This window comes from Paenibacillus sp. 481, from assembly GCF_021223605.1.
Taxonomy (GTDB): Bacteria; Bacillota; Bacilli; order Paenibacillales; family Paenibacillaceae; genus Paenibacillus_B.
Map to the genome: position 1 here is coordinate 1,787,817 of NZ_CP075175.1, position 23,346 is coordinate 1,811,162.

At 47.0% G+C, this 23,346-nt stretch carries 21 protein-coding genes; 5 read left to right on the top strand and 16 right to left on the bottom strand.

Going from position 1 to position 23,346, the window contains the following annotated elements:
* Window positions 1-2: 2 nt before the first annotated feature.
* The 3 genes from KIK04_RS07675 to acpS all read right to left on the bottom strand — a co-directional run bounded on the left by KIK04_RS07675 (window position 3) and on the right by acpS (window position 3,950).
* Entirely contained in the window at window positions 3-3,143 is a 3,141-nt protein-coding gene (locus tag KIK04_RS07675) for a hybrid sensor histidine kinase/response regulator (protein WP_232277684.1), read from the bottom strand.
* Window positions 3,140-3,373 carry a hypothetical protein gene (locus KIK04_RS07680; protein ID WP_232277685.1) on the bottom strand — a complete coding sequence of 78 codons (234 nt, stop codon included), beginning with the start codon at window positions 3,371-3,373 and terminating at the stop codon, window positions 3,140-3,142. The genes KIK04_RS07675 and KIK04_RS07680 overlap by 4 nt, the downstream gene beginning before the upstream one ends.
* Window positions 3,374-3,542: 169 nt before the next feature.
* Window positions 3,543-3,950 (bottom strand): holo-ACP synthase, encoded by a 408-nt coding sequence (acpS, locus tag KIK04_RS07685; RefSeq protein ID WP_232277686.1) that lies wholly within the window; start codon window positions 3,948-3,950, stop codon window positions 3,543-3,545.
* 240 nt (window positions 3,951-4,190) lie between these two features.
* Here acpS and KIK04_RS07690 point away from each other — a divergent pair, with 240 nt between their 5' ends.
* A complete protein-coding gene (locus tag KIK04_RS07690; protein WP_232277687.1) occupies window positions 4,191-5,738 on the top strand; it encodes an aminotransferase family protein in 1,548 nt (515 codons plus the stop codon).
* A gap of 74 nt (window positions 5,739-5,812) precedes the next feature.
* Here KIK04_RS07690 and KIK04_RS07695 read toward each other — a convergent pair whose 3' ends face one another.
* From KIK04_RS07695 to KIK04_RS07705, 3 genes are read right to left on the bottom strand one after another with little or no spacing between them, the layout of a single operon-like run.
* Window positions 5,813-6,820, bottom strand: coding sequence for a hypothetical protein (locus KIK04_RS07695; RefSeq protein ID WP_232277688.1), 1,008 nt, complete (start codon window positions 6,818-6,820; stop codon window positions 5,813-5,815).
* Window positions 6,804-7,685 carry an ABC transporter ATP-binding protein gene (locus KIK04_RS07700; RefSeq protein WP_232277689.1) on the bottom strand — a complete coding sequence of 294 codons (882 nt, stop codon included), beginning with the start codon at window positions 7,683-7,685 and terminating at the stop codon, window positions 6,804-6,806. The genes KIK04_RS07695 and KIK04_RS07700 overlap by 17 nt, the downstream gene beginning before the upstream one ends.
* Window positions 7,660-8,067 carry a GntR family transcriptional regulator gene (locus KIK04_RS07705; protein ID WP_232277690.1) on the bottom strand — a complete coding sequence of 136 codons (408 nt, stop codon included), beginning with the start codon at window positions 8,065-8,067 and terminating at the stop codon, window positions 7,660-7,662. Before KIK04_RS07705 ends, KIK04_RS07700 begins: the two co-directional genes overlap by 26 nt.
* A 227-nt stretch (window positions 8,068-8,294) precedes the next feature.
* Between KIK04_RS07705 and KIK04_RS07710 the strand changes: the two genes are divergently transcribed.
* From KIK04_RS07710 to KIK04_RS07720, 3 genes are all read left to right on the top strand, one after another.
* On the top strand, window positions 8,295-9,335 hold the full coding sequence (locus KIK04_RS07710; protein WP_232277691.1) for an alpha/beta hydrolase family protein: 1,041 nt from the start codon (window positions 8,295-8,297) through the stop codon (window positions 9,333-9,335).
* A 373-nt stretch (window positions 9,336-9,708) separates the two neighbouring features.
* A complete protein-coding gene (locus KIK04_RS07715; protein ID WP_232277692.1) occupies window positions 9,709-11,061 on the top strand; it encodes a Na+/H+ antiporter NhaC family protein in 1,353 nt (450 codons plus the stop codon).
* A 67-nt stretch (window positions 11,062-11,128) separates the two neighbouring features.
* A complete protein-coding gene (locus tag KIK04_RS07720; protein ID WP_232277693.1) occupies window positions 11,129-11,800 on the top strand; it encodes a DNA alkylation repair protein in 672 nt (223 codons plus the stop codon).
* A gap of 152 nt (window positions 11,801-11,952) precedes the next feature.
* On the opposite strand, the gene nadE is transcribed toward KIK04_RS07720, so the two are convergent.
* From nadE to KIK04_RS07750, 6 genes are all read right to left on the bottom strand, one after another.
* Window positions 11,953-12,762, bottom strand: coding sequence for an NAD(+) synthase (gene nadE / locus KIK04_RS07725; protein ID WP_232277694.1), 810 nt, complete (start codon window positions 12,760-12,762; stop codon window positions 11,953-11,955).
* A 103-nt stretch (window positions 12,763-12,865) separates the two neighbouring features.
* Window positions 12,866-13,300 carry a BrxA/BrxB family bacilliredoxin gene (locus KIK04_RS07730; protein ID WP_232277695.1) on the bottom strand — a complete coding sequence of 145 codons (435 nt, stop codon included), beginning with the start codon at window positions 13,298-13,300 and terminating at the stop codon, window positions 12,866-12,868.
* Window positions 13,301-13,461: 161 nt separating this feature from the next.
* Window positions 13,462-13,578: a spore protein gene (locus KIK04_RS07735; RefSeq protein WP_232277696.1), complete on the bottom strand. Its 117-nt coding sequence runs from the start codon at window positions 13,576-13,578 to the stop codon at window positions 13,462-13,464.
* A 66-nt stretch (window positions 13,579-13,644) separates the two neighbouring features.
* On the bottom strand, window positions 13,645-14,472 hold the full coding sequence (locus KIK04_RS07740) for a prolipoprotein diacylglyceryl transferase (protein WP_232277697.1): 828 nt from the start codon (window positions 14,470-14,472) through the stop codon (window positions 13,645-13,647).
* A 215-nt stretch (window positions 14,473-14,687) separates the two neighbouring features.
* Window positions 14,688-15,314: a type 1 glutamine amidotransferase family protein gene (locus KIK04_RS07745; protein ID WP_232277698.1), complete on the bottom strand. Its 627-nt coding sequence runs from the start codon at window positions 15,312-15,314 to the stop codon at window positions 14,688-14,690.
* Between the two features lie 190 nt (window positions 15,315-15,504).
* Window positions 15,505-17,247: a two-component system sensor histidine kinase NtrB gene (locus tag KIK04_RS07750; RefSeq protein ID WP_232277699.1), complete on the bottom strand. Its 1,743-nt coding sequence runs from the start codon at window positions 17,245-17,247 to the stop codon at window positions 15,505-15,507.
* Window positions 17,248-17,446: 199 nt separating this feature from the next.
* Between KIK04_RS07750 and KIK04_RS07755 the strand changes: the two genes are divergently transcribed.
* Window positions 17,447-18,724 (top strand): BaiN/RdsA family NAD(P)/FAD-dependent oxidoreductase, encoded by a 1,278-nt coding sequence (locus KIK04_RS07755; protein WP_232277700.1) that lies wholly within the window; start codon window positions 17,447-17,449, stop codon window positions 18,722-18,724.
* 773 nt (window positions 18,725-19,497) lie between these two features.
* On the opposite strand, the gene KIK04_RS07760 is transcribed toward KIK04_RS07755, so the two are convergent.
* From KIK04_RS07760 to KIK04_RS07775, 4 genes are all read right to left on the bottom strand, one after another.
* Window positions 19,498-19,938, bottom strand: coding sequence for a DNA/RNA helicase (locus tag KIK04_RS07760; protein ID WP_232277701.1), 441 nt, complete (start codon window positions 19,936-19,938; stop codon window positions 19,498-19,500).
* Window positions 19,939-20,023: 85 nt separating this feature from the next.
* Complete coding sequence (locus KIK04_RS07765; protein WP_232277702.1) at window positions 20,024-21,292, bottom strand: ABC transporter permease; 1,269 nt, start codon at window positions 21,290-21,292, stop codon at window positions 20,024-20,026.
* Complete coding sequence (locus tag KIK04_RS07770) at window positions 21,289-21,990, bottom strand: ABC transporter ATP-binding protein (protein WP_332330016.1); 702 nt, start codon at window positions 21,988-21,990, stop codon at window positions 21,289-21,291. Before KIK04_RS07770 ends, KIK04_RS07765 begins: the two co-directional genes overlap by 4 nt.
* A 21-nt stretch (window positions 21,991-22,011) precedes the next feature.
* The gene (locus KIK04_RS07775) at window positions 22,012-23,343 is read right to left on the bottom strand and encodes an ABC transporter substrate-binding protein (protein ID WP_232277703.1); all 1,332 of its coding nucleotides are present in this window, start codon (window positions 23,341-23,343) and stop codon (window positions 22,012-22,014) included.
* Window positions 23,344-23,346 lie beyond the last annotated feature (3 nt).

Sequence of the window (23,346 nt, forward strand, 5' to 3'; positions counted from 1 at the left end):
GATTACTCCTTTTCCGCGTGGATTCGCATCGTGACTATAGTACCGCCGCCATCACGGCGCTCCATAATCAGCGAAGTTCCATATAGGCTTCGCAATCTACGGTTAATGTTGGCGAGTCCAATCCCTCTACGCTTTTCTCCTGCTAGAGAAGAAGCAAGCACCTCGCCACCACAATCTAGTACAGCCGGGTCAGCACCTACCCCATCATCGGACACCGTTAATTCAATCCACGCACCCACTCTACGGGAGGTGATAAGAACGGTGCCCCCTTCCACTTTTTCCATTATGCCATGATGAACAGCGTTCTCCACGATGGGCTGGAGCAACAGCGGTGGTAACCTGAATTCTTGCTCTTCCAGTACAAACTCCACGTTCAGCCGCTCCCCAAAGCGAGCTCGCTCAAGCGATAAATACGCTTCAATTAGACGAAGTTCACTCGCAAAAGACACCTCGGTCTCTTGATTATTAAAGTCAAAGTTGCCGCGCAGAAAGTCGCTTAGGGCATGCAGCAGTTCTCGCGTCTTATCCGAATCTCGCTTGCTCATCCATACGATTGTATTAATGGAATTAAACAGGAAATGAGGTTTAATCTGCGCACGCAGCATATCCCTCTCAGACTGAACAAGCTGTGCCACCGTTCCTTTCAACTGCACAAGCGTCCTCACTCTACCGCGAAGATCCGTCCAGTCGTAAGGCTTATGAATAAAGTCGTTAGCCCCAGCCTCGAATCCGGCTTGATTCAAATGCGTATTTGAGCCTGCTGTAGCCATCAAGACAGGCAACTCCAACTGGTTGTACATTTGCCTAATAATGCGGCACAAATCAAAGCCTGACATTTTAGGCATCATCACATCCATAATGCACAGATTAAAGCGATTTCCATGCTCCAACAGCACAAGAGCAGCTTCACCGCTGCGTGCAAATTCGCATGTGTATCCTTCTAACTCAAGCAAGTTAGCGAGTGCCTTTATACTGGCATAGTTATCATCGACTAGCAGGATATGCCCAGCCCCCTGTACAAAGGCGGAGTCTGACAGCTTATCACGCTCCTTGACAGGCAGCGCTGCCGCGCTCTTAGCGATTTGCCGCTCTTGGCTTTCAGCTGTGCTTCTACTATATCGAATTTCTTCTTGCCTCGACACCTCACTTGCTTCCTTGCCTACGACAGCTTCTTGTTGACTGAACTCAACAGCAGGTAGAGTAAATGTAAACGAGCTGCCCTCTCCAACCGTCGAACGCACATGAATATGCCCACCTTGAATCTCAACCAGTTGCTTCGTAATGGGAAGCCCTATTCCAATTCCCGAAGTGTCCGTATACGATTCATTGCCAAGTTGCTCATACTCTTTAAAAATGCGGTCCAATTGATTGTGCTCAATACCTACCCCCGTATCACTGACGGTAATTGCTTCCCAATTCCCTTGGTTGACACAGGTAACTTTAATAACTCCTATATCGGTATGTTTAAGCGCATTGTCCAATAAATTGTACAAAATTTGCATCAAACGATTCTCATCGGCGACGACATAATGCTGCCTAGGCTTAACTTCATTTAAGATTGCGACTGCTCCGCTCATATTTAAATGACGGAAAATCTCAATAACGACGGATACGACGCGATGCACATCTATCGAACTGGCTTGAAGTCGGAGCCGCTGATTTTTAATTTGCTCGTAGTCCAATATGTCTTTGACTAAGTAACTCATTCGTCGAGCCGTGCCATGCATCAGACGCAAATCCGACTCTTGAGCTGCATTGAGTTGGCCTCCGGCTCCACCCATCATCGATTGACTAATGTTAATAATCGCATTTAACGGCGTCTTAAGCTCATGTGACGTACGGACTAGAAACTTCTCTTGTTCCTTCATCTTGTCTACTAGTTGCTCTGACAACAGTTTAATTTGATTGTAAGCATTTGAGAATCGACTTGAGAAAAATAACCCCTGAACCAAGACAAATATCGGGAGTCCAAGTGGCGGAACATCCGTAATAGGGCCGACCCATCCTACTCTAGAAATCATAAGCCCGATCACTTGCATCGAAGCCAACACACTAATAAAAATGTAAAATGACCCCTGAAGCTTATGTCGCATGGCTTGAATGGACATCACCACGATATATAGAAGTCCAATAACATTCACAACTAACAAATAGTACATAAGCTGTGAATTGAAGCTCATCGAGGTCAATAGAATCACAATTATCGCGATTATACAATGAACACCTGCTACACGAATCAGTCTAGCTGAACCGTATGGCTTAAATTGATGAAATGCATGTGCTAAGAAAAAATAAGAAGCTCCGATACCGGAAATAAACTGAATCTTAATCAAAATCTCAAACGGAATACTCGGTATATATTCGATCAGCACCTTTTCGCCGTGAGACGCAACGTATGCCGCTCCTGAAAGACAAAATAACGGAAAGTAAAATGCTGATGTTCCCTCTCGCCGATGAACATTTTCGCCCAAAAAATAAACAAACATAAAGAAAAAGCAAGATATAATGATGACGTCGTAAAAGCCTTTACGCTTCTCCAACTTATGAATAGCCTCTTGCGTACCTATGTAGATCGAATCCGAAACACCGTTGTTCATTTTAAAATGAAAATTAGAAACGTGGAAAGTAAGTTCCACTTCTCTCTTATCTGTAGAAAAATGACCGATATACGGATAGTTGTACGGAATAGACATCTCTGGAGTTGTCCCTACTTGTCCAGTTGAACCGATCAGTTTGCCGTCGACATACAGCCTACTCGCCATTTTGGCATTCGTTACTCGGATCGCATATTCCCGATTACCACTTGGTAATTCCACCTTAAGTCGATAAGTGGCATAATTCACATCATTGCTGAACACACGCCAAATGTCCGTATTCCACTGATGAGGAACATTCACATAAGAATAACCAGATGCTTCTGAGCTTGGCGATATGAGCTGATTGGGGATATACTCCCATTGTCCACTCAACGCGACTGCATGTTTAGTATCCATTTGGCATCCGGTCAAATCCATTGATCCTTGCTGATTGACCGCACAAGATTCCGAACGCTGTTCTAAAAATGGCAGGCCAAGCAGTAAAAACAAAATAACAGCCCAGAAACAAAGCTCTACGATGGGCCTTCGACGAAGTTGTTGTATCATTGATGACATAAATTAATTCCCTCTAGTAAATAGTGTAGGTACCTTAGGCGCTTACATATTTTATTCGCCGCTGCCGTCATCCCCATCATCCGAATTCGAATTTCTACTACTGTAACTGCTTGACGAATTGCGGCTGCCGTAATCATGTGAAGAGCCCCTACTACTGCTGTAATCATTTGACGAGCTACCACTGCTGGATGTACTTGACGAACTACCGCTATCAGAATCATTGAACATTATAATCGCAATTACAACAATAATTAAAAAAAATGCAATCTCACTTGATGTTGGAGTAATATTCATGAATACATCCATCCCAGTTAGCCTCCGTTTCAGCAACCTCAGGTATTAACGCTTTATTAATCGCCACCTTCGTCGCCATCCCAACCTTCCACCTTATTAGGCCTCAGTCTCATAGGAACGGTGTTCCATGATGGCATAAGCGGAAGCAAGGTTAGGCTGATGAGAGATACTAATATGAATGACATATTCATGCGCACTCAGACCGAGACGACTCCAAGCCCGCTCACTCAAGCGGCAGTATGGCTTGCCAAGGTGATCTGGCAACACCTCTATATCTTGAAAGCCGACCTTTGCTCCAATTCCAGTGCCTATTGCCTTTACAACCGCTTCCTTAGCTGCAAACCGCCCAGCAACAAACTCCGTTTGGCGCCCACCACGTTCTTGATGCAACACTTGCTCTTCACTCGTTAACAGACGTGCAATAAATCTTTTGCTTATATCACCAGATAAAATGCGCTGGATGCGTTCTATTTCTACGATGTCGTGACCGATACCATAAATCATAGCTCTTTCCCCCTAGCTTCAAGCATGATGCTTCATGCTTTTCATCTTCAATAATATGGATATTGTATCATAGCTAAATTTGGAGGACGAGCATTATTACACCGCTTACGTTAGAGGAATTAGAAATCCAATGTTGACGTTGTCATATTAAAAATCATTTGTTAACCTATTAAATATATGATTTGGTTAACGATTATGTTGAAGTGATAGGATGAAGACTTGCATAAAGGAGCAACGATCATGGATCAAGTTCGGCAACAGGAACTGCTGGTGAAGGACAGACAGTATGTCTGGCATCCTTTTACGCAAATGAAAGATTATGAGCAGCGCGATCATGTACTGATCGAGCGTGCTGAAGGAATTTTCTTGTACGATGCCAATGGTAATCGCTATTATGACACCGTTTCCTCTTGGTGGTGCAATGTTCACGGGCACGGGAATCCGCGCATTAAAGCAGCAATTGCCGAGCAGTTGAACGCGTTTGACCATATTATGTTCAGCGGCTTAACGCACGCTCCTGGTATAGAGCTAGCTGAAAAGCTAGTACACATTACACCCGCTGGGCTGACAAAAGTGTTCTATTCAGACAACGGCTCTACGGCAGTCGAAGTGGCGCTAAAAATGTCGTTTCAGTACTGGCAGCAGACAGGCCGACCAACGAAGACGAAGTTCGTCTTCCTCGATGGCAGCTATCATGGTGATACGTTAGGTGCCGTTAGTGTCGGCGGCATTGGGCTTTATCACGCGCTGTTCAAGCCGCTGTTGTTTCAGGGGCATCGCGTGTCAGCACCTGATTTGCGGAGGGCAAATCGTAAGGGCGACGAGGGTGGCGAGGGCAGGGATTCTTCTGCGGGGGTTCGCGCTTGGCCTGAGGGCGACGAGGGCAGGGATTCTTCTGCGAGGGCTCTCACTTGGCCCGAGGGCGACGAGGGCAGGGATTCTTCTGCGAGGGCTCTCACTTGGCCCGAGGGCGGCGAAGGTGAGGCTTCTTCTGCGAGGGTTCGCGCTTTATTCGAGCGCGAGGTAGCTGAAGCTGCCCTAGCGGAGGTTCGCGCCTTGTTCGAGCGCGAAGCAGAGTCCATAGCGGGCATCGTCGTGGAGCCGATGCTGCAAGGTGCTGGCGGCATGATTATGACGCCTGCTGCTTATTTGGTAGGGCTGCGGGAGCTGTGCACGCAGTATGACGTTCACCTAATCGCCGATGAGGTGGCGACAGGCTTTGGGCGAACAGGTACAATGTTCGCCTGTGAGCATGCGGGCATCAGCCCTGACATCATGTGCCTTAGCAAAGGGCTGACGGCCGGAGTGATGCCGCTCGCGGCGACACTGTGCCGCGAGTCCATTTACGCCGCGTTCTATGACGACTACGCGACGCAAAAAACGTTCTTCCACGGTCACAGCTTCACCGGAAATCCGGTGGCGTGTGCCGTGGCGTTAGCGAGCCTGCGCCTGTTCGAGGAGGAACGCACACTCGAACAGGCGCAGGCCACGATCCACGCACTGCGCGAAGCTGTGCGTGGCATTGCCGAACTGCCGCACGTAGCCGATGCGCGGCAACTCGGCCTTGTAGCGGCGTTCGACTTGTACGAAGACGTCGAACAACGCCGCCCCTTCCCGCCCGAGCGACGCATCGGGGCGGCCATCTACGAAGCGGGCTTCGCTGAAGGACTGATCCTGCGCCCGCTTGGCGACACCATCTACTACTGGCTGCCGCTCTGCGCCACGCCAGACGACGTCCGCGACATCGCCGCACGCACAACGCGCGTGCTCAGCCGCTTGCTCGGCTAAACGCCACACGGGCGGGAGTATTCCATGCTCATGCTAGCCATGGAACACCCCCGCCCGTTTTTTAACGCTGCGAACTAAAATTTAATTTTCACACGCGTCAGACGACTAAATAACAAATAACCAAGGCCACCTAACAAAATAAAACCGATATAGAAGCCAGATTTCTCACCAAAGAAGCTATTACTCAGTATAATTCCTCCGACTAGCGAGCAGCAAAATGCAAAGCCGAGACCGAGCATCTTTTCGATTATTGGAAAGATAGCAATTCTCCCGTTATGCTCCAAATTATTGTGCTTGTACAGCCAAGCTCCAAAAAGTAAACAGAAAATGATAATAGGAAGGATAGTCATGTAATATTCCGTATCTGGATAATTAACTACCCAGCCGAGAATCGAAAAATTGCTTGGCGGTCCACCGCTCCACGCATATACGCGATACGGATAAAAGATATCTTTAATAATTCTGTAACATTCATCAAAAAATTGAAATAAAAATAGAAAAATTCCAGTTAGAACCGTTTGTGATAACCAACTCCCGCATACCGTGCCTAAACCTAGGGTGAACGTGTACACGGCAATAGCAGCAACACTCACGTGCATACTAGCAAGAATCACTTCATGAACGTCAATAAACTGCGCTAGCGCAGACGTTTCTATCACAAGTATATCTATGGCTCCATTAACAACCATTGATCCTGTAATAAAAACAACGCCCAGCAGCCACTTCACACCGTATACCGTACTACGATGATAAGGAAGAGAGAATGTCATTTCACTGATTTTGTTACGCCGCTCGAAGCCTATTTGCCAGACAGACATTAGAAAAGCTAGCGACCCTAGCAACAATCTTGCAAATGCATAATTTTCTCCCCAGTTATAGGAACTATTACCTCTCAACTCGTATTCTTTATACATGGCAACTTTACGTGCTATAACATCATCAGATGTAAGCAACCATTCTTCTATCCTTAAAAAACCCATCATCATAAACATACCCAGTAGCATGAACCACAGCATAAATCGAACTTGTCGATATTCCTTCCACCATAGCGCCCGTGCAAATAAATCACGCCACATCGCCATCACCGTCCCCTCCCGATTTCCACGTAAACCAATCTTCCAAAGAGAGAGGAAGTTCCTCTAACAGTATCGTCTCGGCACCGCGAAGGGTGTTAACAGCCACAGCCGATTCCAGTAGTACCGTATACACACGCCCAACTTGCTGCAACACATAGATTCCCTCCTGTTGCAACCACGTTGGCGGCTCGGCATCCGGGAAGACGACTTGCATTTTACGCACTTCCATGCGCAAGCTTTCCAGCTCCCATATCTCATCGGTACGCCCATCCCGCAGCAGCACGACCGTATCTGCGATCCGATCAAGCTCATGCAACATATGCGACGAAATAAGAATAGACGCATCTTCACGCAACGATTCCATAATGAGCGAGAGCAATTGTTTTTTCGCTACAGCATCGACCCCGTTCGTCGGCTCGTCCAACATAATAAAGCGTGCGCGAGTCGCAAGCCCCAACGCTGTACTAAATAGCATCTTCATTCCTTTAGACAGCTTGCGCACAGGCTTATGTATCGGAAGACGAAAGCGTTCCATCGCTTCCATAAAGAAAAAATAATCAAATGAAGGGTACAGCATCGCAAACCAATTCGCGCACTGCTTAATCGTATAGCTCTCCAGCGCATCGGGCGCATCCGGTATAAAGACGACATCCCGCTTCACTTCCGGCCGCCGATGGATATCGATATCTTCAAAGCACACAGTGCCCTGATCCGGCGTATAAATGCCTGCCATCGTACGCATCAACGTCGTTTTGCCCGTTCCATTGCGACCAATAAGACCAATTACACGCCCCGGTGGAATATGAAAATGAGCACCATTAAGCACTGCTTTTCCCTCAATATGCTTATGTACCGCTTGTACTTGTATCATGACTACCCTCCCACAATACTTTACACACCTGTTTCATCATCTTCAGAAACTCTTCTTCTTGTAATCCAAGATGCTTAGCCTCTACCGCCAAGCGCTGCATTTCTTCCTTCATTTTAATCAGCCGCTCCTCTGCCATGCCTGGAGAAAACGATTCCGAAATAAACGTTCCCTTGCCACGCAGTGTAATAAAGACACCTTGCCGTTCTAATTCTTGATACGCCTTACTAACGGTGTTCGGATTAACGACAAGCCCCGATGACAACTCTCGGACGGATGGTACTTTCTCTCCTGGCTTCATAGCGCCTTTAGCAATAAGCTCCTTCATCTGCTCCACAATTTGCTCGTAAATCGGTGTTGCACTACGCTCTTGTATACGAATCATCTCACCCCTCCTTCAGTGCGAAATACTAACCTCTTGAACCCATGTTTGTTAATTCCATTTTATGGTGTACTATTTGAACTAATACACATAATACACTCGAAAAATGATGAAGTCAACACCTGATGCAATCGTTCGCCTCCCATGTAGAGTACGCTGCAAGATATGGTACAATAAACAATGCTTTAACAGCACATTTTTGCATGCAAATAAAGAGAGGAGAGTGTCGTATGCGGCATTCATTTTCGCTATCTATCGGGTCTGATCGTACGATTCGCGGGGACGTATGGCTTCCGCCTGTTGCAATTAATCCATCTCATCCTACCTCGTCTAACTCTGATGTGTACGCTAACGGGATTCTTATCATTGCGCACGGCTTCAAAGGATTCAAAGACTGGGGCATGTTTCCCTATACAGCAGCTCAGCTCGCAGAACGTACAGGAATGGTCACGATTACGTTCAACTTTACTTTTAATGGTGTAGGGGAAGAACTAACTATCTTTGATGAGCCGGAACGTTTTGCCGTTAATACATATGCTCGTGAACAGGAGGATTTAAGTGCCCTTACAACGGCAGTGCGGAGTAAACATTTTCAGCAATGGTTAGAGGAATTAGCAACGGCTAAGGCTGATGTTACACGCGTACAAATTGCTTATCATCTACCGCCTACGTGCGCATTGCCACCAAAAGACGAGAAAGCTGAGAACGACGAAATAGCGGCCAAAGCGGCTGCTGCGATAGTGCCGATTTATTTACTTGGGCATAGCCGTGGCGGAGCAAGCTGCATCCTGTTCGCTTTAGAGCATCCTTCCCTCGTAAGCGGAGTTATTTCGTGGAATGGGGTAACCAACGTCGATCTGTTCTCTGCACAGCAAAAAGAAGAACTGCTCACGTCAGGACGCTCGCAAGTGCTAAATGCACGTACAGGAGAAGCGCTGCCCCTCGATAGCATCGTACTGCAAGACTTGGCAGCGAATAAAGAGCGCTACGATATTATTAATCGCATTAAAGATGCTGCTTATCCGCTCCTGCTCGTCCAAGGCTCAGAAGATTTGCCAGGCTTTCGAGAAGGTTCGGCGCGATTAGTTGCAAACTATTCCGGCACGGAGTGGGCGACGATTGAAGGTGGGACCCACACTTTTCAAGCTGTGCATCCATTTCAAGGCACAACACCTGAATTAGAGGCAGCGATCGGCACCACTGCTCGGTGGCTACAAGAGCAGCATGCTAATGCTAATGCTAATGCTAATGCTAATGCTAATGCTAAATAATATGCACAATCCAATACATCATCAACACTCTATCCAAACAAGATAAAGTGCCGCTGTCACCTTTGTAAATGTTCATTTCTAGGGGACAAATAGCTAAATTGTCTACACCTAAGAGGACAACAACCCTATATACCGCCTGAGGTGCCTTTTGAACAGACATCTTCTACATATAGATTCGAACCAGAAATAAGTATCTATATAGAGGGAGAAAAACGTTCAGCATTCACCACCTCCTCTGTGTATGAATGTCCACTATTTGAAAGACAATCTAGGATCAAATGGCACGTACAGTGGACACACATCGATGTTGTTTCTATACATTCAGCTATTCCATTATAGACACCAGGAAAAAGACAGGAGTTGCCGCATTACTATGCTATCTAAAAATCAGTTAATTACCGTCGTAGTTACGACGATCGGGGGATTAACCGCAGCCTACTTGCTTGGCATACCACTTATTTTAGGCTTTGCTCTCGGCTTCGCTACCCTTACTTTATACTCACGTAAGCAAGGCGTTGCTTGGTCTACATTGACACACGCGATGCGTGACGGGGCAACCCATACGCTCGAAGTCGTATGGATACTTGTAATGGTCGGGTTAGTCATTCCGACATGGACACTTAGCGGTACGATCCCTTATTTGATCGAACAAGGTTTGCAATGGATTCATCCCGCATACATGGTTACGCTGACGTTCTGGTTTGCAGCGCTGTTCTCGATGCTGCTCGGTACATCGACAGGCACGCTTAGCGCTGTCGGCATCCCGATGATGGGTGCCGCCGCTATCGCCGGCGTTCCATTGCCGCTTATGGCAGGGGCACTCGTATCAGGTGCCTTCGTCGGAGACCGAACATCGCCGTTCTCCAGTGCGCATCGACTGGTCGCTGACTCGACGGGTACAACGGTCTCACGGCAATACCCAGCCATGGCACCGACGACGCTGCTTGGACTAGGAGCAGCGACCGCGTTCTTTCTCTTTATGGATCTGAACGGCAGTTGGGCAACGGGTAGCTCCGTGGTTCACCTTGACGCATTTCGCCAGCAATTCACGTTCAGCCCATGGCTTGTGTTGCCAGCCGTTGTCCTCATCGGCGCCATTTTGTTCCGCTTGAAGACGCGTTATGCGTTTATGCTCTCCATTGCGACCGCCATCGTACTTGGCGTTTGGTTGCAAGATGTTGCACCTATGGATTGGGTGCGCAGCATGCTGTTCGGCTATGAGAACACAGCACTGCCTTCTTTGCATACGAAGGGCTTACTAAGTATGCTCGATTTGGTGCTATTAATTGCGTTGGCTGGGTCTTACAACGGCATCTTGGAGGCGACACGCACGTTAGAACCGTACATGGTTGCCCTGATGGGACAGCAACCATCCTTGCCTAGTGCCACCGTTAAAGTAGGCTTGTTTGGCTTGGCACTTGGACTCGTGTCCTGTACCCAAACGCTGCCCATTATGATGGCTGGGCGCAACGTGCTGCCGCTATGGTCATCCCGTTTTCCTAAGGAGCAATTGTCACGCGTCATAGCTGACACCGCACTTGTATTCGCAGCCATGGTTCCTTGGAACATGCTTGCTGTACTATGTGGTACGATTTTAGGCGTGCCCGTTCATGAATATGTACCGTATGCCGTGTTCTTATGGAGCTTGCCGCTCTTTACGCTCATCGTGTCTACACTGATGCGTAGGCGCTATATCACTTATGTTGAAAATAAAAAGGCCGGCTAGAATTGTCTGTTCGGCGAACCCTATAAACAGAACATGAACGAACTTATATGCAAAAAGGAAGATCAAAATGAACCTATCTCAAGTCATGTCCGAATTGGAAGCGTACGGTTCAGAGCAGCACCGGAAAACGTTTCGCCGCCACGGCGCCCAAGATCCGTTGTTTGGTGTCACCTTCGGTAACTTAACCAAACTCAAAAAGACGATCAAGTGCAATCACGCACTCGCCGAAGAGCTGTTCGCGACCGGAAATACGGATGCACAGACACTAGCTACTATGGTTGCTGATCCACAAGCGATGACCAAGTCAGATATCGAACGTTGGCTGTCCAAAATGAACTACTATACGTTAATTGACGTGTTTATGTCCAACGTTGTTATCAAATCAGCTTATGCTGAAGAGCTTGCTAACCAGTGGATCCTGTCCACAGACGAATGGATTGGCAGAGCTGGCTGGCAGTTAGTTGCATTGCTGGCACTTCACCATAAGCAATTAAGTGACGAGCCGTTCGTTCGCTATGCGCAGCTCGTCAAGGATGAAGTGCATCAACGCCCGAATCGGACGCGGGAGGCCATGAACGGAGCGCTTATCGCCATCGGCATCCGCAATGAGCAGCTTGAAACATTGATCAGAGAACTGGTTCCGCTAATTGGCCCGATTCACGTCGATCATGGAGAGACAAATTGCAAAACGCCCGACCCGATTCCTTATATTGAAAAAGCAAAAGCTCGCAAAAAATAAATCGCTAGCCCTTTCACTAGCGATACTACTGACCAAGTCAAGCGCATGATCCGCATCAAAAAAAGGAACACCACTCAGCCGCGTAGACAACACGGCGAGTGTGTTCCTTTTCTTTTTCCAACTTTCCGATCACATCATGATCGCATTACAGCTTAAATACCAGGAATCGGTGAGCGCTTATGCTCTGTCTTCCGGTATTGTTGTTCGATCTTTTCACGCACATCGTCCGGCACTACTTTGCCTTCCAAATAGTCGCTGTTGTGCTCGTATGTAATCCCTAGCTCTTTCTCGTCCGTCTGACCTTCCCATAGGCCAGCCGTAGGCGCTTTGTCGATCACACTTGAAGGCACATTCAAATGACTCGCCAATTGACGAACTTGACGCTTGTTCAACGAAGCAAGCGGTGTAATATCAACTGCGCCGTCGCCCCACTTCGTGTAGAAGCCAGTTAACGCTTCTGAAGCGTGATCGGTACCGACCACGAGCAAATTCAAATCAAATGCCAACGCGTATTGTGTAACCATCCGAATACGCGCCTTCACGTTGCCCTTGCCTGGAATGCTTAGATGGCGAGGATTGTTCATATGCTTGAACGATTGCTCGACTTCAAGTGCGATTTCATTTACCGCATCTTCAATGTTCGTCTCAATCGTATGTTTCAATTGGAACGCTTCCGCCACAGCATAGCTGTCCGCGATGTCTACTTGCTCGCCATAAGGCTGGAAGACGCCAAGCGTCATATACGGCTGGCCTGTTTCAGCGGCCAGCTCGTCAGTCGCCTGCTTGCACAGGCCAGCTGCTACCGCGCTGTCAATACCGCCACTGATGGCGATCAACAATCCAGTTGTGCCCGCTTGTTTCACATATTGCTTTAAAAAATCGACGCGCTTGCGGATTTCCGCAACGGGATCAATTTGTGCTTGAACATTGAAGCGCTCGATAATTTCCTGCTGCAAACTCATCGTCCTGTCCCCTTTCAAGACTCATTTCTGTGTAAAAAATCCCCGCACAGCTTAAGCGCGGGGGTTTTTGTCCATAAGCATCGCGGCTTACAGACGTCGTTTATTAACGGCAGAAACGGTCAAACGCAGCTTGCAATTCCGCTGCAATGTCTTCTGCCGAACGGTTTTCAATGCTAAGACGCTCGATAAAATGAACAAGTTCGCCGTCTTTCATCAGGGCGATCGATGGCGAAGAAGGCGGGTATGGCGCAAAGTATTCGCGCGCTTTTGCCGTTGCCTCTTTATCTTGGCCAGCAAACACCGTGAACAAGTGATCCGGTGTTACATCATGCTCCAACGCTTGGCGAATACCTGGACGACATTGACCTGCCGCACAGCCACACACCGAGTTTACAACGACAAGCGCTGTTCCCTTAGCAGTTGGCAACTTTTCTTCAACCTCTTCAGCTGTACGCAACTCGACGACTCCCATGTTCGTCAATTCCGTACGCATTGGTTGTACCATATCGGACATATATTGCTCAAAAGACATAGACATTAGCGTCACTCCTTACCTCAGTAGGTCATTCAGATAGATTGCAGGTTCCTCAACTTATCCTTTTACTCTATCGTTTAATATTGTAACCACGGGTAAGGATGGAAAGCAAGGGAAAGCGCAAGCAACGACATAAAAATCGAGCTTGGCCCCCCCTTTTTCATTTACGTTGAAGGACGATTAGGCCCGTTCAGCCGCTTATCCTGTACGCCAGGGTTACGATCTTTTCCAGAACTGTTTTGCTTTGCTTGCTGCTGTTGAGCTTTTGAATCTTGGCTCATTGGAAGACCTCCTTTCCAATATATCGCCATTATTATGTACGTAGTTATGCAGCGCTATCCAGTTGATTAAGTCCGTTCAGACGATTTGATTGATTCTGTTGCATCTTTTAATGCTGTTGCATCGTTTGTTTCTGTTGCTTCGAGCAATTCTGTTGCAACATTTGATTCTGTCGACCCCGTTGAGTCGGCAAGAATTCGCTCTTTATAACGCGTCATCACGAAAGCAATAGCTAACAGCCCACCAAACATCCACTGTGCAGGGGCAAGACCGAGCACCAATGAATCGTGAATTTTCACCAAACTGGTCAACATCCCGATGATCCCCCATGCTAACGCAACGACTCGCGCGTCATAAAGCGATCCGAGCGACCGCCGACTTAGCCAGAGCATACATAGCATGACCACGCACAGCAGAGATTCCAACGGCGGGATGCCATCAGGCGTCATCCCGCTTGGCAGCGGCAAAGATGTGAAGCTTGGCGCACTAGAACCGTTCAGCGTATACACCCAGCCGTACGCAGCAACTGCCGCTAGCACACCATGAACAGCTAGATCCGCTAACATAAGCACACTTAGCTGATGCTTACGCAAGTAGACAGCTGTCCAAGCGGCTAATCCGATTACGAGCAGAATGTTGCCATTCGTCGAAGTACCGCTCAAGTACAGCATTGCGCTCGTCTGCTCCCATATAATAGACGGCGAGTCCCACAAGTAGCCTATCTTCTCATTGAGCATAAGCATGATGACTACGGCTAAAGCCCAATCTGTCCACGCACGTGATGCGCCTTCCATCCGCGCACGAAAGGAGATAGCGACAACGCCGATAAGCAGAGAAGCAACACTAACGAGCATTGCCCACTGTATGGTCACTGCTCCAATTTGAATGACGTCCACGTTTCAGCCCCCATATATAAACTAAGATTAGATTTCTATCCTATCTTACATGAGGCTCCGTGACCGTTCAAACTATGGCTCAGCTTGTAATCTAACACCGTGTCCATATGCCTTGCGGCGGTGATATGGATGCCGTAGGAAGCAGGTAGCCCCTTGGAGACACGGTATTGCATGTATTCACCACTAAAGCTTGGGGTGCCATTCAGCAGCAACCTTTATTGGATTGAGTTCATCAACTCATAATAATAGTTGGAGTCTTGGGTCTTATTAAGACTATACCAAGCATCTAGTGTGTTCGATGAGAACACATCCAGTCCTCTCAAGACGTGCATAGCAAATTCTAACGGAGCTATTCCAGATGCCGTGATCAGTTTTCCATCCGTTACAGCAGGTTCCATTTTGTAATAATGCTCGCCCGTGTAAGAGGGACAGATCATTTTAAGGTATTCCCGATCATTGCTTGTATGCCAACGTGAATTCAGCAATCCCGTCTGGGCAAGCCCCATGGTAGCGCCACAAATCGCTGCAACCCATATCCCTTCCTGTAAACACCTCTCAACGATTGTAAAGATCGGTTGGTGAATGGCTTCTGTCCACGTATCTCCACCGGGTAAAATCAATGCATCTATGCTTTCCATGCTGCACTCATCCAGCGTGATGTCAGGTAGTATTTTCAATCCGCCCATCGTAGTTACAAGCTTCTTCTCCAGGCCCACGGTAACTATTTTAGATGGGGACAACCCCTTTTTATAAAATCTTCCCGAGTTCAGTTCGGCAGTTAAGTAACCTATTTCCCAGTCTGACATGGTGTCGAACACATAAAGGTATATCGTATTATTCATTTGCACGCTCTCCTTATTTTACAATTCATCAAGTAGTACCAACCATCTATATCTAGCGGTAATCAGTGATTCTTGCTCATTTTAAAATAGCTTCACTGACATCTATATGTCAGTGAAGCTATTAAAGTTGAACATATTCCATTAACTCCGACGCATCAGCAACAAGCTCTGCATAAAAAATGCCAGCATATTATCGTTTTTTGACATAACACGTTCCCTCATCTTGTATGATCGGAGGAGGGGAAGCTACCCGACTGCATTCATCATGGCGAAACGTAACGATGAACGTTGTCCCTCCCCCTTCCTTTGTCTGGACTTGAATCGTTCCTTGATGCCGCTCCATAATACTTAAGCAGAGCGCCAGCCCAAGCCCTGTTCCTTTGGCCTTCGTCGTAAAAAAGGGCTCGAACAATTTACTCACAATGTCGTCTGACATTCCTGGTCCTGTATCTCTAACGAGCATTTGTACACCTTCATCGCTAAGCCGCGTCTCCAACGTAAGCGTTCCTCGCTTCTCCATTGCCTCCATAGCATTGCGGGCCAAATTTAAAATAAGCTGCTTTATCTCCTTTGGATTAAGCTGTAACGTCGGTAGCTGCTCCGCGAGATTAAGCTCTATTTCTTGACCACGCATATTCGCATCCGCCCATAAGAGCGGGGTTAATTGGGACAACATCTCATGCAGATCCACTTGCTCCTTTTCCACAATACGATTCTGAGCTAACGATAAAAAATCATTAATAATCCCATTTGCTCGATCAAGCTCCTCCATGACGATGCGATAGTACTCGTGCAAATGGCTTGGACTTTTTTCACGTATTAATTGAATAAAGCCACGCACGACAGCCATCGGATTCCGGATCTCATGGGTAATACTTGCCGCCATTTGGCCGACTAGACTTAGTCGCTCCATATTGCTCGCTTCAGCGCGTAGCTTCGTTAACTCCGTTATATCGTGAGCCATACCGATCGCCCCGACGATCTCCCCCGTTTCGTCGTTCAGAATCGCTGAGGCCATAATCGCAAATACCCTTTTTTCAATATCTGTCACGATCATTTCGGTCTCTTCACCTTTTAATGCACGCATAACAAGCAGCTTGTCTTTCGTAATAAATCGAATGGGAGGCGGCAAATCCTCATAGCGAGCCCCTAGCAAATCTCCCTTTGTTACAGTTGGGGTAAATGTTTGCATCGTTCGAATCATTTCGCTATTAATAGCGGTAACCTTAGCGTTGGCATCTACAGCAATTACACAGAGTGGCGTTGCATCAATGAGCTGGCTTAGTTTCTGAACTTCTTGACGGTACTGTCGCGATACTGTTTGATAGCTTTGCTGCAATAAACTTCTTTCTAATACGCGTTCGATAAAAAAGATGACGTACCATGCAGTCACAATGAATACGGTTGCATAAATAGCAATAACGAGTCCCGCATCGACTCCAAAGCTGATCCCACTTTTCCACATACTCATTCGATAAACGAGGAAATGAAGCACCACGCCCACAGCAATAAAAGACAAGACAGTGATTATTTTGGCACGTGAGCCTTGCCGATGAAATCTAGGGATATATGCGTAAATAAACGGGGTAACATACAACAGAATATCGCTCCATATGGAACTGTCCGGTTGCCCGCCCAACGTGTTTAACCCTACTAATGTCAATACATATCCTATAATCACAATGAGGGCTAAGCGGAAACCGCCGTACAGTATGGCGAGCATGTAAGGCAATAAGCGAAAATCAAAGGGTTGCCATGGATGACTGTAAAATGAAAAGGCTACACATAACAATACCGTTATGGCGGAGGCAAGGCTGATCATAAGGTGTGATCGTGTGCGGCGACCTGGCTGCATTAACACAAACTGACATGAGAATACAGGAATACAGACGACGAAAATTTGTAGGATCGTTTCTGTTAAAGCAGTGTACATGCTCATCTCCCCTTAATGAGGTGGGAATATTGCCATGATTAAAGCATAATTAAACCGTTTTGACAACGCGCTGGACGCATGTTTTAATAAACATTTATTTAATGAACTGTTTTCGCTACAATAAGTAAGTATAAGCTGCAATTACGTATATAATTTTACAATAAATGATACGTGTTTTAAATAAGGAGAACGAATAAATATGCAAACTGATGTAATTATTATTGGCGGCGGCCCTTCCGGTCTAATGGCAGCTATTGCAGCTGCTGAACACGGTGGACGCGTTATGCTCGTGGATAAAGGGGATAAGCTCGGGCGCAAGCTGGGCATTTCCGGCGGCGGGCGTTGCAATGTAACGAATAACAAGAGCTTTGATGAAATTATTCGCCATATCCCCGGAAACGGGCGATTTTTGTATAGTGCGTTTAGCCATTTCAGCAATACGGATATTATCGCCTTCTTCGAGCAGCTTGGCATCGCGTTGAAGGAAGAAGACAATGGCCGTATGTTTCCCGTGACGGATAAGGCGAAGACGGTTGTCGACTCTCTCATAGGAGAAGTCCGACGCCTTGGTGTTGATATTCGTATCAATCATCCTGTGGATGAAGTGCTGTACAATCACGAAGAAGGCCGCGTGCGTGGTGTTCGCTTTCGTGACGGCAGTATCGTTACTACAAAGGCGGTTATTATTGCAACTGGAGGCAAGTCTGTCCCTCAGACCGGTTCAACAGGCGATGGTTATCCTTGGGCGGAAACGGCAGGCCATACGATCACAGACCTGTATCCGACAGAGGTTCCACTCACGTCGAACGCCTTTTTCATTCGTGAAAAGACGTTGCAAGGATTGTCTCTGCGCGATATTCGTTTAGCGGTGTGGAACGAAAAAGGGAAAAAAATTGTTGAGCATGAAGGGGATATGATCTTCACTCACTTTGGCATCTCTGGGCCGACTGCGCTGCGCTGTAGCCAGTTTGTCGTGAAAGAGAAGAAGCGTACTGGCAGAGAGACGGTACAGCTTACAATCGACCTCAAGCCCGATCAATCGGTGGACGAGTTGGTTCAAAGTACGCTTAGTCTATATGCGAACGAACCGAAGAAAGCCGTTAAGAACATTCTTAAAACGGTCATTCCTGAAAAAATGGTTCCGCTGCTGCTCCAACTCGCGGAGATCGATGAATCCATCACGTATGACCATATTCCGAAGCAGCCATGGCACGAGATGTGCAAGCTAATGAAGGCGTTCCCGATCAAAATAAACGGGACCTTGTCCATTGAAGCAGCCTTCGTTACGGGTGGAGGCATTCACTTAAAAGAGCTTGATCCGAAAACGATGGGCTCCAAGTTAATGGAAGGACTCTATTTCTGTGGCGAGGTGTTAGATATTCACGGTTATACGGGTGGCTATAACATTACGGCTGCCTTTACAACTGGATATACGGCAGGCAAGCACGCTGCGATCCAGTTAACTCATAAAGTTTAGCTGCCTTGTTGCAACGTTTTCAACGTATTCTTATCAAGGATGGATTGAGAGCACGCGAGCTATTACATGTAAACGCGCAGTTTTTGAGCATGTGTAGATTCTTATAGGAGAAATCCTGCAAATGTGCAGCAATATTTATCTGCAATAAGCTAATGCATCCCTTTAGAGACGATAAAACTGTACATTTGCACTTATTTTATCATTCAAGCCGCAAATGATGAAAATAGATGTAGATTTGCAGGTAATCCCTATCTCTTCATGAAAACTTGATTCCTCAACAAGCCAAAGGCACAACAGCACAAAAGACACTGTCGTTTGACAGTGTCTTCGGCTTGTTGAGAAACCTCTGTTTGTTAAGTCAAAGCTTTCTCTTAATTGAGATAACGGCAAGCAACTCCGCACTTAGCGGTTGGTGGTCAGCTGATTCACTGTGCCTTCTCTCCTAACGGTCGCCACAGTTGCTATTTCAGCGAATATGAACCCATTCAACATGTAACGGTTATGATGGCGCTTATTACGATGAAAACAGCTGGATGTTGAATGAAATCGGTGAAATAAGCTCACCTATAACCGTTAGAAATCAAAACGGGGTAAATCGGGCGATATAGTCACTGTGGCAACCGTTAAGAACTAATTTTGCTTTCTCGACAGCCTGGACACTGTCATTTGACAGTGTCTTTACTTTAATACAAACACAGCATTAAAAAGGACGAGGAACCCCCCGTCCTACGCTTCACTATGAGTTACATAACCTTAACGTACTCACACGATCGTTACATGTGAATGCCGCCTTCAAAATGGTTCGTCGTATCCTCATCATCATGCCAGCCGAACGCCTCCTCATCCCGATGCGACAAATCATCGCCTGTCGGGTCCACTCTGACATAATTATCGTTATCGACCCAATCTTCGTTCACCAGATGAGCAGGTATCGAAATCATATCTAAGCCGTATGCCGCATTCATAATCGACGACTCTGTGAGTGCCGCCTCTTCAATCAGCTGTCCACCGAACGCTTCTGCAATTTCAAAAGCAGAAGTAAGGTCACGGTTATCGACATGAACGTGCAATATACGTGAGCTTGCGCTAGCATCTGCTTGTTCCGAGCTGTCCTCGTCGAACACGGGCGTGTAACCTAGTTCCTGCAATGTGTCGAATGCGAGCTTGGCACTAGCCGCATCTGGAAATTGAAATCGAATGGCCGCTTCTTGCATCCATGATCCTCCTCATGTAGGGCTATTACTACCTCTCGCTTAATATGCCCGACCGCAGGACAATTATGACAACTAACAGCACACATTAGTTGTCGTTCCGAATCGATTTATGCATAGCAACACGCTCCGACGCAAAAGTTAAACTAACAAGCATCGCTAAGCCCGCTCCTGCCACCATAAATAGCGGCACTGCCCACACAGGTGCGATGACAACACCCGCCGCACCAGCCCATAAAGCTCCTGGCAGCCAACTTAACATAAGCGCCGCGTGCATAGCTCCGCCCTTAATGTCCGCAGGCTTAAAGGTAAACATCGCCGGCAGCTCACCCTCCATAAAATGCTTCCAGTAACTGCTCAACCAATACCCCATAATGAGACACAGAACAGGCAACATGATCAACGCAATAATCTCATTTTTCAAACCAGTCATAACAGAAGCATAGACTCCAACACTTGTAAGCTGCAAATAGAACATGAGATTGCTTCCCCCACGCAGCAACGCTTTTACCCCAATTGCACCGATGCGCTGTGCATGTGTTCGACATCTCATGACATAGCCTGATTTCCGAAACAATAGCGGTCTCGATCCCCGCAACGACGAGGGCCTTTCTATATTTTGCCCGCTAACTAACAATGCTCCGGTCAGCTTCATCCTCTTTGCATAGTCTGCCTTTACATCACGTTCAAATGTGTAGCGAGCCCTGACTCTCCATCGTACTAATAACATCGTGATGTAGAGTACGACCATGCTGATTCCAAGCAATATGAACGGCATCTCCACAAGTAAACATAGTCCAACTCCGTAAGCTAGTAGTCCCACAAAAATGAGCAGTTGCAGCAAGGCCCGACGCCAACCACTCCAACACACATGAACAGCATTACGCAGCACAGCAGCTAAGCAACTGCTGATCCATACGCTGCCTGCCAAGCTACTAATCGCCAATAGATTCAGCTCGTAACCACGTACGAGCCAAGGCAGTAAGACGACCGCAGTCATCATAACGATCAGGGCCTGCTTTACCGCGCACTCGATGCAGCCAAAACGGACGAACGTCTGCCACCATTTTGTCTTTTGACGTAAAAATAATATGTCGCCCGCTTCCGACCACGTACGTAAATCAGCAAACAAGATCGGAATTAACAACGGGAGCAGCCACAGCGTTACAGGCACATTTAACCAAGCCTGTGGTAATGGCTCATTCCACCAGCCCCAATAAAATCGGATGCCCAGCAGCAAAGACGGGATTACAAAATAAAGCGCCACCGTCCAATCTATCGCGCTTCGTACTGCTTTCCATTCCGAAATTGCATGTTGACGATAACGATGCAGAACTAACGCATATGGCCCCTTCATGTTAGCGCCTCAAAGCACTCAAATAGCGTGCCATCTGGAATTCCACTCACAGCTCTCACTTCATCTAACGTTCCTCGGGCAACAATTTGGCCCTGATGAAGTAAAATAAAAGAGTCGCACACGCGTTCCGCCGTATCAAGGACGTGCGTACACATTAACACGCCCGCTCCACGCTCTTTTTCCGCTTGGAGCATGCGAAGAAAACGCCCTGTCGCACGTGGATCTAGCCCAACGAACGGCTCGTCTACAATATACAACGCTGGCTTTAAAATGAATGCAATAATAAGCATCAGCTTCTGTTGCATCCCTTTTGAGAAGGTGGACGGAAAGTGATGCTTCACTTCTTGGAGCTGGAACATCTCTAACAGTTCATCCGCTCGCTCGTGCAGCGTCTCCTCTGGGATCTCATGGGCGGCAGACGCTAACTGCAAATGCTCCCATAACGTCAGCGTATCATATAAAATAGGCTGTTCCGGCACATAGGCATAAATCCCCGTGCCATCCCCAATCCGGATTTCCCCTTTAACTTCCTGCATAGTACCAAGTATCGTCTTAATCGTCGTACTTTTCCCAGCTCCGTTAGGTCCGATTAATCCGACAAGCTGTCCTGTTCCAACTTCGAATTGGATGTGGTGAACTTTAGCATTCCCTGTCTCATAACCTGCCGATTCAATGTTGACTTCTAATACATTCAGAATAAATCCCCCTACACGCTCGAACTACTTATACATCAACTTACTAGCATGCAAATAGTCGAGTAGTATGCTTCTCTCCAATTCCATCTCTTGATTAATTTTTCGTTCAATTTGTGACAATACCTTATCTGGCGATACATGAGAGTAAATATATTGGTTGATGTAGGACCGGTACCCACCCATTACTGCTAGATCCAGCGGAGTTGGACGAGACACAATCATCCGATCTGCTAATTCCATATACAACGGGTTCACCAGTTGTCCGCCTAGAAATGTACTAGTGTGCTTTTTTTCGAGCAAATCACGACGAGATGGTAAATGAGCGGTTACAACCGAATCTGTACTTCCGTTCTGATGAACCATCTTCATAAATTCCCAAGCGAGTGGTTTGTTCTTCGCATGTTCAGACATCATGAGTGAGCTGGCATCGGAAAATCCATATAAGCCAAAGGGAAGGCTTGTCGCGCGCCAAAGTCCTGCTGTGTTAGGTGCCCAATCATGTAGCCTATACTCCCCCCACGCCCCCATGTAAACCATAGCTAAATTCCCCGAGCGGAGCATTTTCTGTCCTGTTTCATTCCATATGCTCGTGTTCGCACCAAGTCCGCGCTGATTTACTTCGCGGGCTAAGGACAGACCCTGCTTAATCAACAGACTGTTCCGATTAAACATTAAGCTTTCGTCAAAGAGGGCCATTGTTGACTCAGATAGCTCCAAAGCTTCGGAATCCCACTGTGCAATAAAAATGCCATCCTTCTTTAACTCTCTTGCCATTTTTAGCCAATTTTTAGATTCTTTCATATAAGCAGCAAGCTCTTCAGGCTCTGATGGGAAACCGTATTTCTCTATAATATCCTTGCGATAGAAAGTTACTTTGGGTGAAAAAGTAATAGGCAAAGCGATCAGCGCCTTTTTATCAAAGGACTTGGCCATCTCCCACAATGTAGGCGCAATATCCATCTTCAAACGCCCTGCATCAAATGGCGGATCCAACAAGTTGACAATTCCTTCGATCGCATTGAACTCTCCAAGATTTTTATTTTCAATCTCCATAATATCAGGTGGACTTCCATCCTCCATTGCCTGTAAATACGCTTCCACATGATTATCAAACGTAAATTCCTTTACTTCTACTTCTACGTCTGGATAAAGCTTCTCAAACTGCTTTGCATGAGACTTATAGTTGCCATCGTAGCTCCATACGGTCAATCGCTGCGGGAGTTGTTCTGCAGACGGCTCGACTTTATCCTGTGGTGCTGTCGCAATATGCTCTGTCCGACAGCCAACAATGGGCAATATAAGAAATATGAACATGACGAAAATCGAGCTGAGCCTCGCCAAGTAAGCACGCGACATGAA

Excerpts from the sequence above, each read along its gene's own strand:
- KIK04_RS07710 (WP_232277691.1), top strand. The coding sequence starts at position 8,295 with ATGCGGCATTCATTTTCGCTATCTATCGGGTCTGATCGTACGATTCGC.
- acpS (WP_232277686.1), bottom strand. The coding sequence starts at position 3,950 with ATGATTTATGGTATCGGTCACGACATCGTAGAAATAGAACGCATCCAG.
- KIK04_RS07720 (WP_232277693.1), top strand. The coding sequence starts at position 11,129 with ATGAACCTATCTCAAGTCATGTCCGAATTGGAAGCGTACGGTTCAGAG.
- KIK04_RS07745 (WP_232277698.1), bottom strand. The coding sequence starts at position 15,314 with ATGAATAATACGATATACCTTTATGTGTTCGACACCATGTCAGACTGG.
- KIK04_RS07750 (WP_232277699.1), bottom strand. The coding sequence starts at position 17,247 with ATGTACACTGCTTTAACAGAAACGATCCTACAAATTTTCGTCGTCTGT.
- KIK04_RS07675 (WP_232277684.1), bottom strand. The coding sequence starts at position 3,143 with ATGATACAACAACTTCGTCGAAGGCCCATCGTAGAGCTTTGTTTCTGG.
- KIK04_RS07775 (WP_232277703.1), bottom strand. The coding sequence starts at position 23,343 with ATGTCGCGTGCTTACTTGGCGAGGCTCAGCTCGATTTTCGTCATGTTC.
- KIK04_RS07730 (WP_232277695.1), bottom strand. The coding sequence starts at position 13,300 with ATGTCTATGTCTTTTGAGCAATATATGTCCGATATGGTACAACCAATG.
- KIK04_RS07705 (WP_232277690.1), bottom strand. The coding sequence starts at position 8,067 with ATGATTCGTATACAAGAGCGTAGTGCAACACCGATTTACGAGCAAATT.
- KIK04_RS07735 (WP_232277696.1), bottom strand. The coding sequence starts at position 13,578 with ATGAGCCAAGATTCAAAAGCTCAACAGCAGCAAGCAAAGCAAAACAGT.
- KIK04_RS07690 (WP_232277687.1), top strand. The coding sequence starts at position 4,191 with ATGGATCAAGTTCGGCAACAGGAACTGCTGGTGAAGGACAGACAGTAT.
- KIK04_RS07765 (WP_232277702.1), bottom strand. The coding sequence starts at position 21,292 with ATGAAGGGGCCATATGCGTTAGTTCTGCATCGTTATCGTCAACATGCA.
- KIK04_RS07755 (WP_232277700.1), top strand. The coding sequence starts at position 17,447 with ATGCAAACTGATGTAATTATTATTGGCGGCGGCCCTTCCGGTCTAATG.
- KIK04_RS07700 (WP_232277689.1), bottom strand. The coding sequence starts at position 7,685 with ATGATACAAGTACAAGCGGTACATAAGCATATTGAGGGAAAAGCAGTG.
- KIK04_RS07715 (WP_232277692.1), top strand. The coding sequence starts at position 9,709 with ATGCTATCTAAAAATCAGTTAATTACCGTCGTAGTTACGACGATCGGG.
- KIK04_RS07680 (WP_232277685.1), bottom strand. The coding sequence starts at position 3,373 with ATGATTCTGATAGCGGTAGTTCGTCAAGTACATCCAGCAGTGGTAGCT.
- nadE (WP_232277694.1), bottom strand. The coding sequence starts at position 12,762 with ATGAGTTTGCAGCAGGAAATTATCGAGCGCTTCAATGTTCAAGCACAA.
- KIK04_RS07760 (WP_232277701.1), bottom strand. The coding sequence starts at position 19,938 with ATGCAAGAAGCGGCCATTCGATTTCAATTTCCAGATGCGGCTAGTGCC.
- KIK04_RS07695 (WP_232277688.1), bottom strand. The coding sequence starts at position 6,820 with ATGGCGATGTGGCGTGATTTATTTGCACGGGCGCTATGGTGGAAGGAA.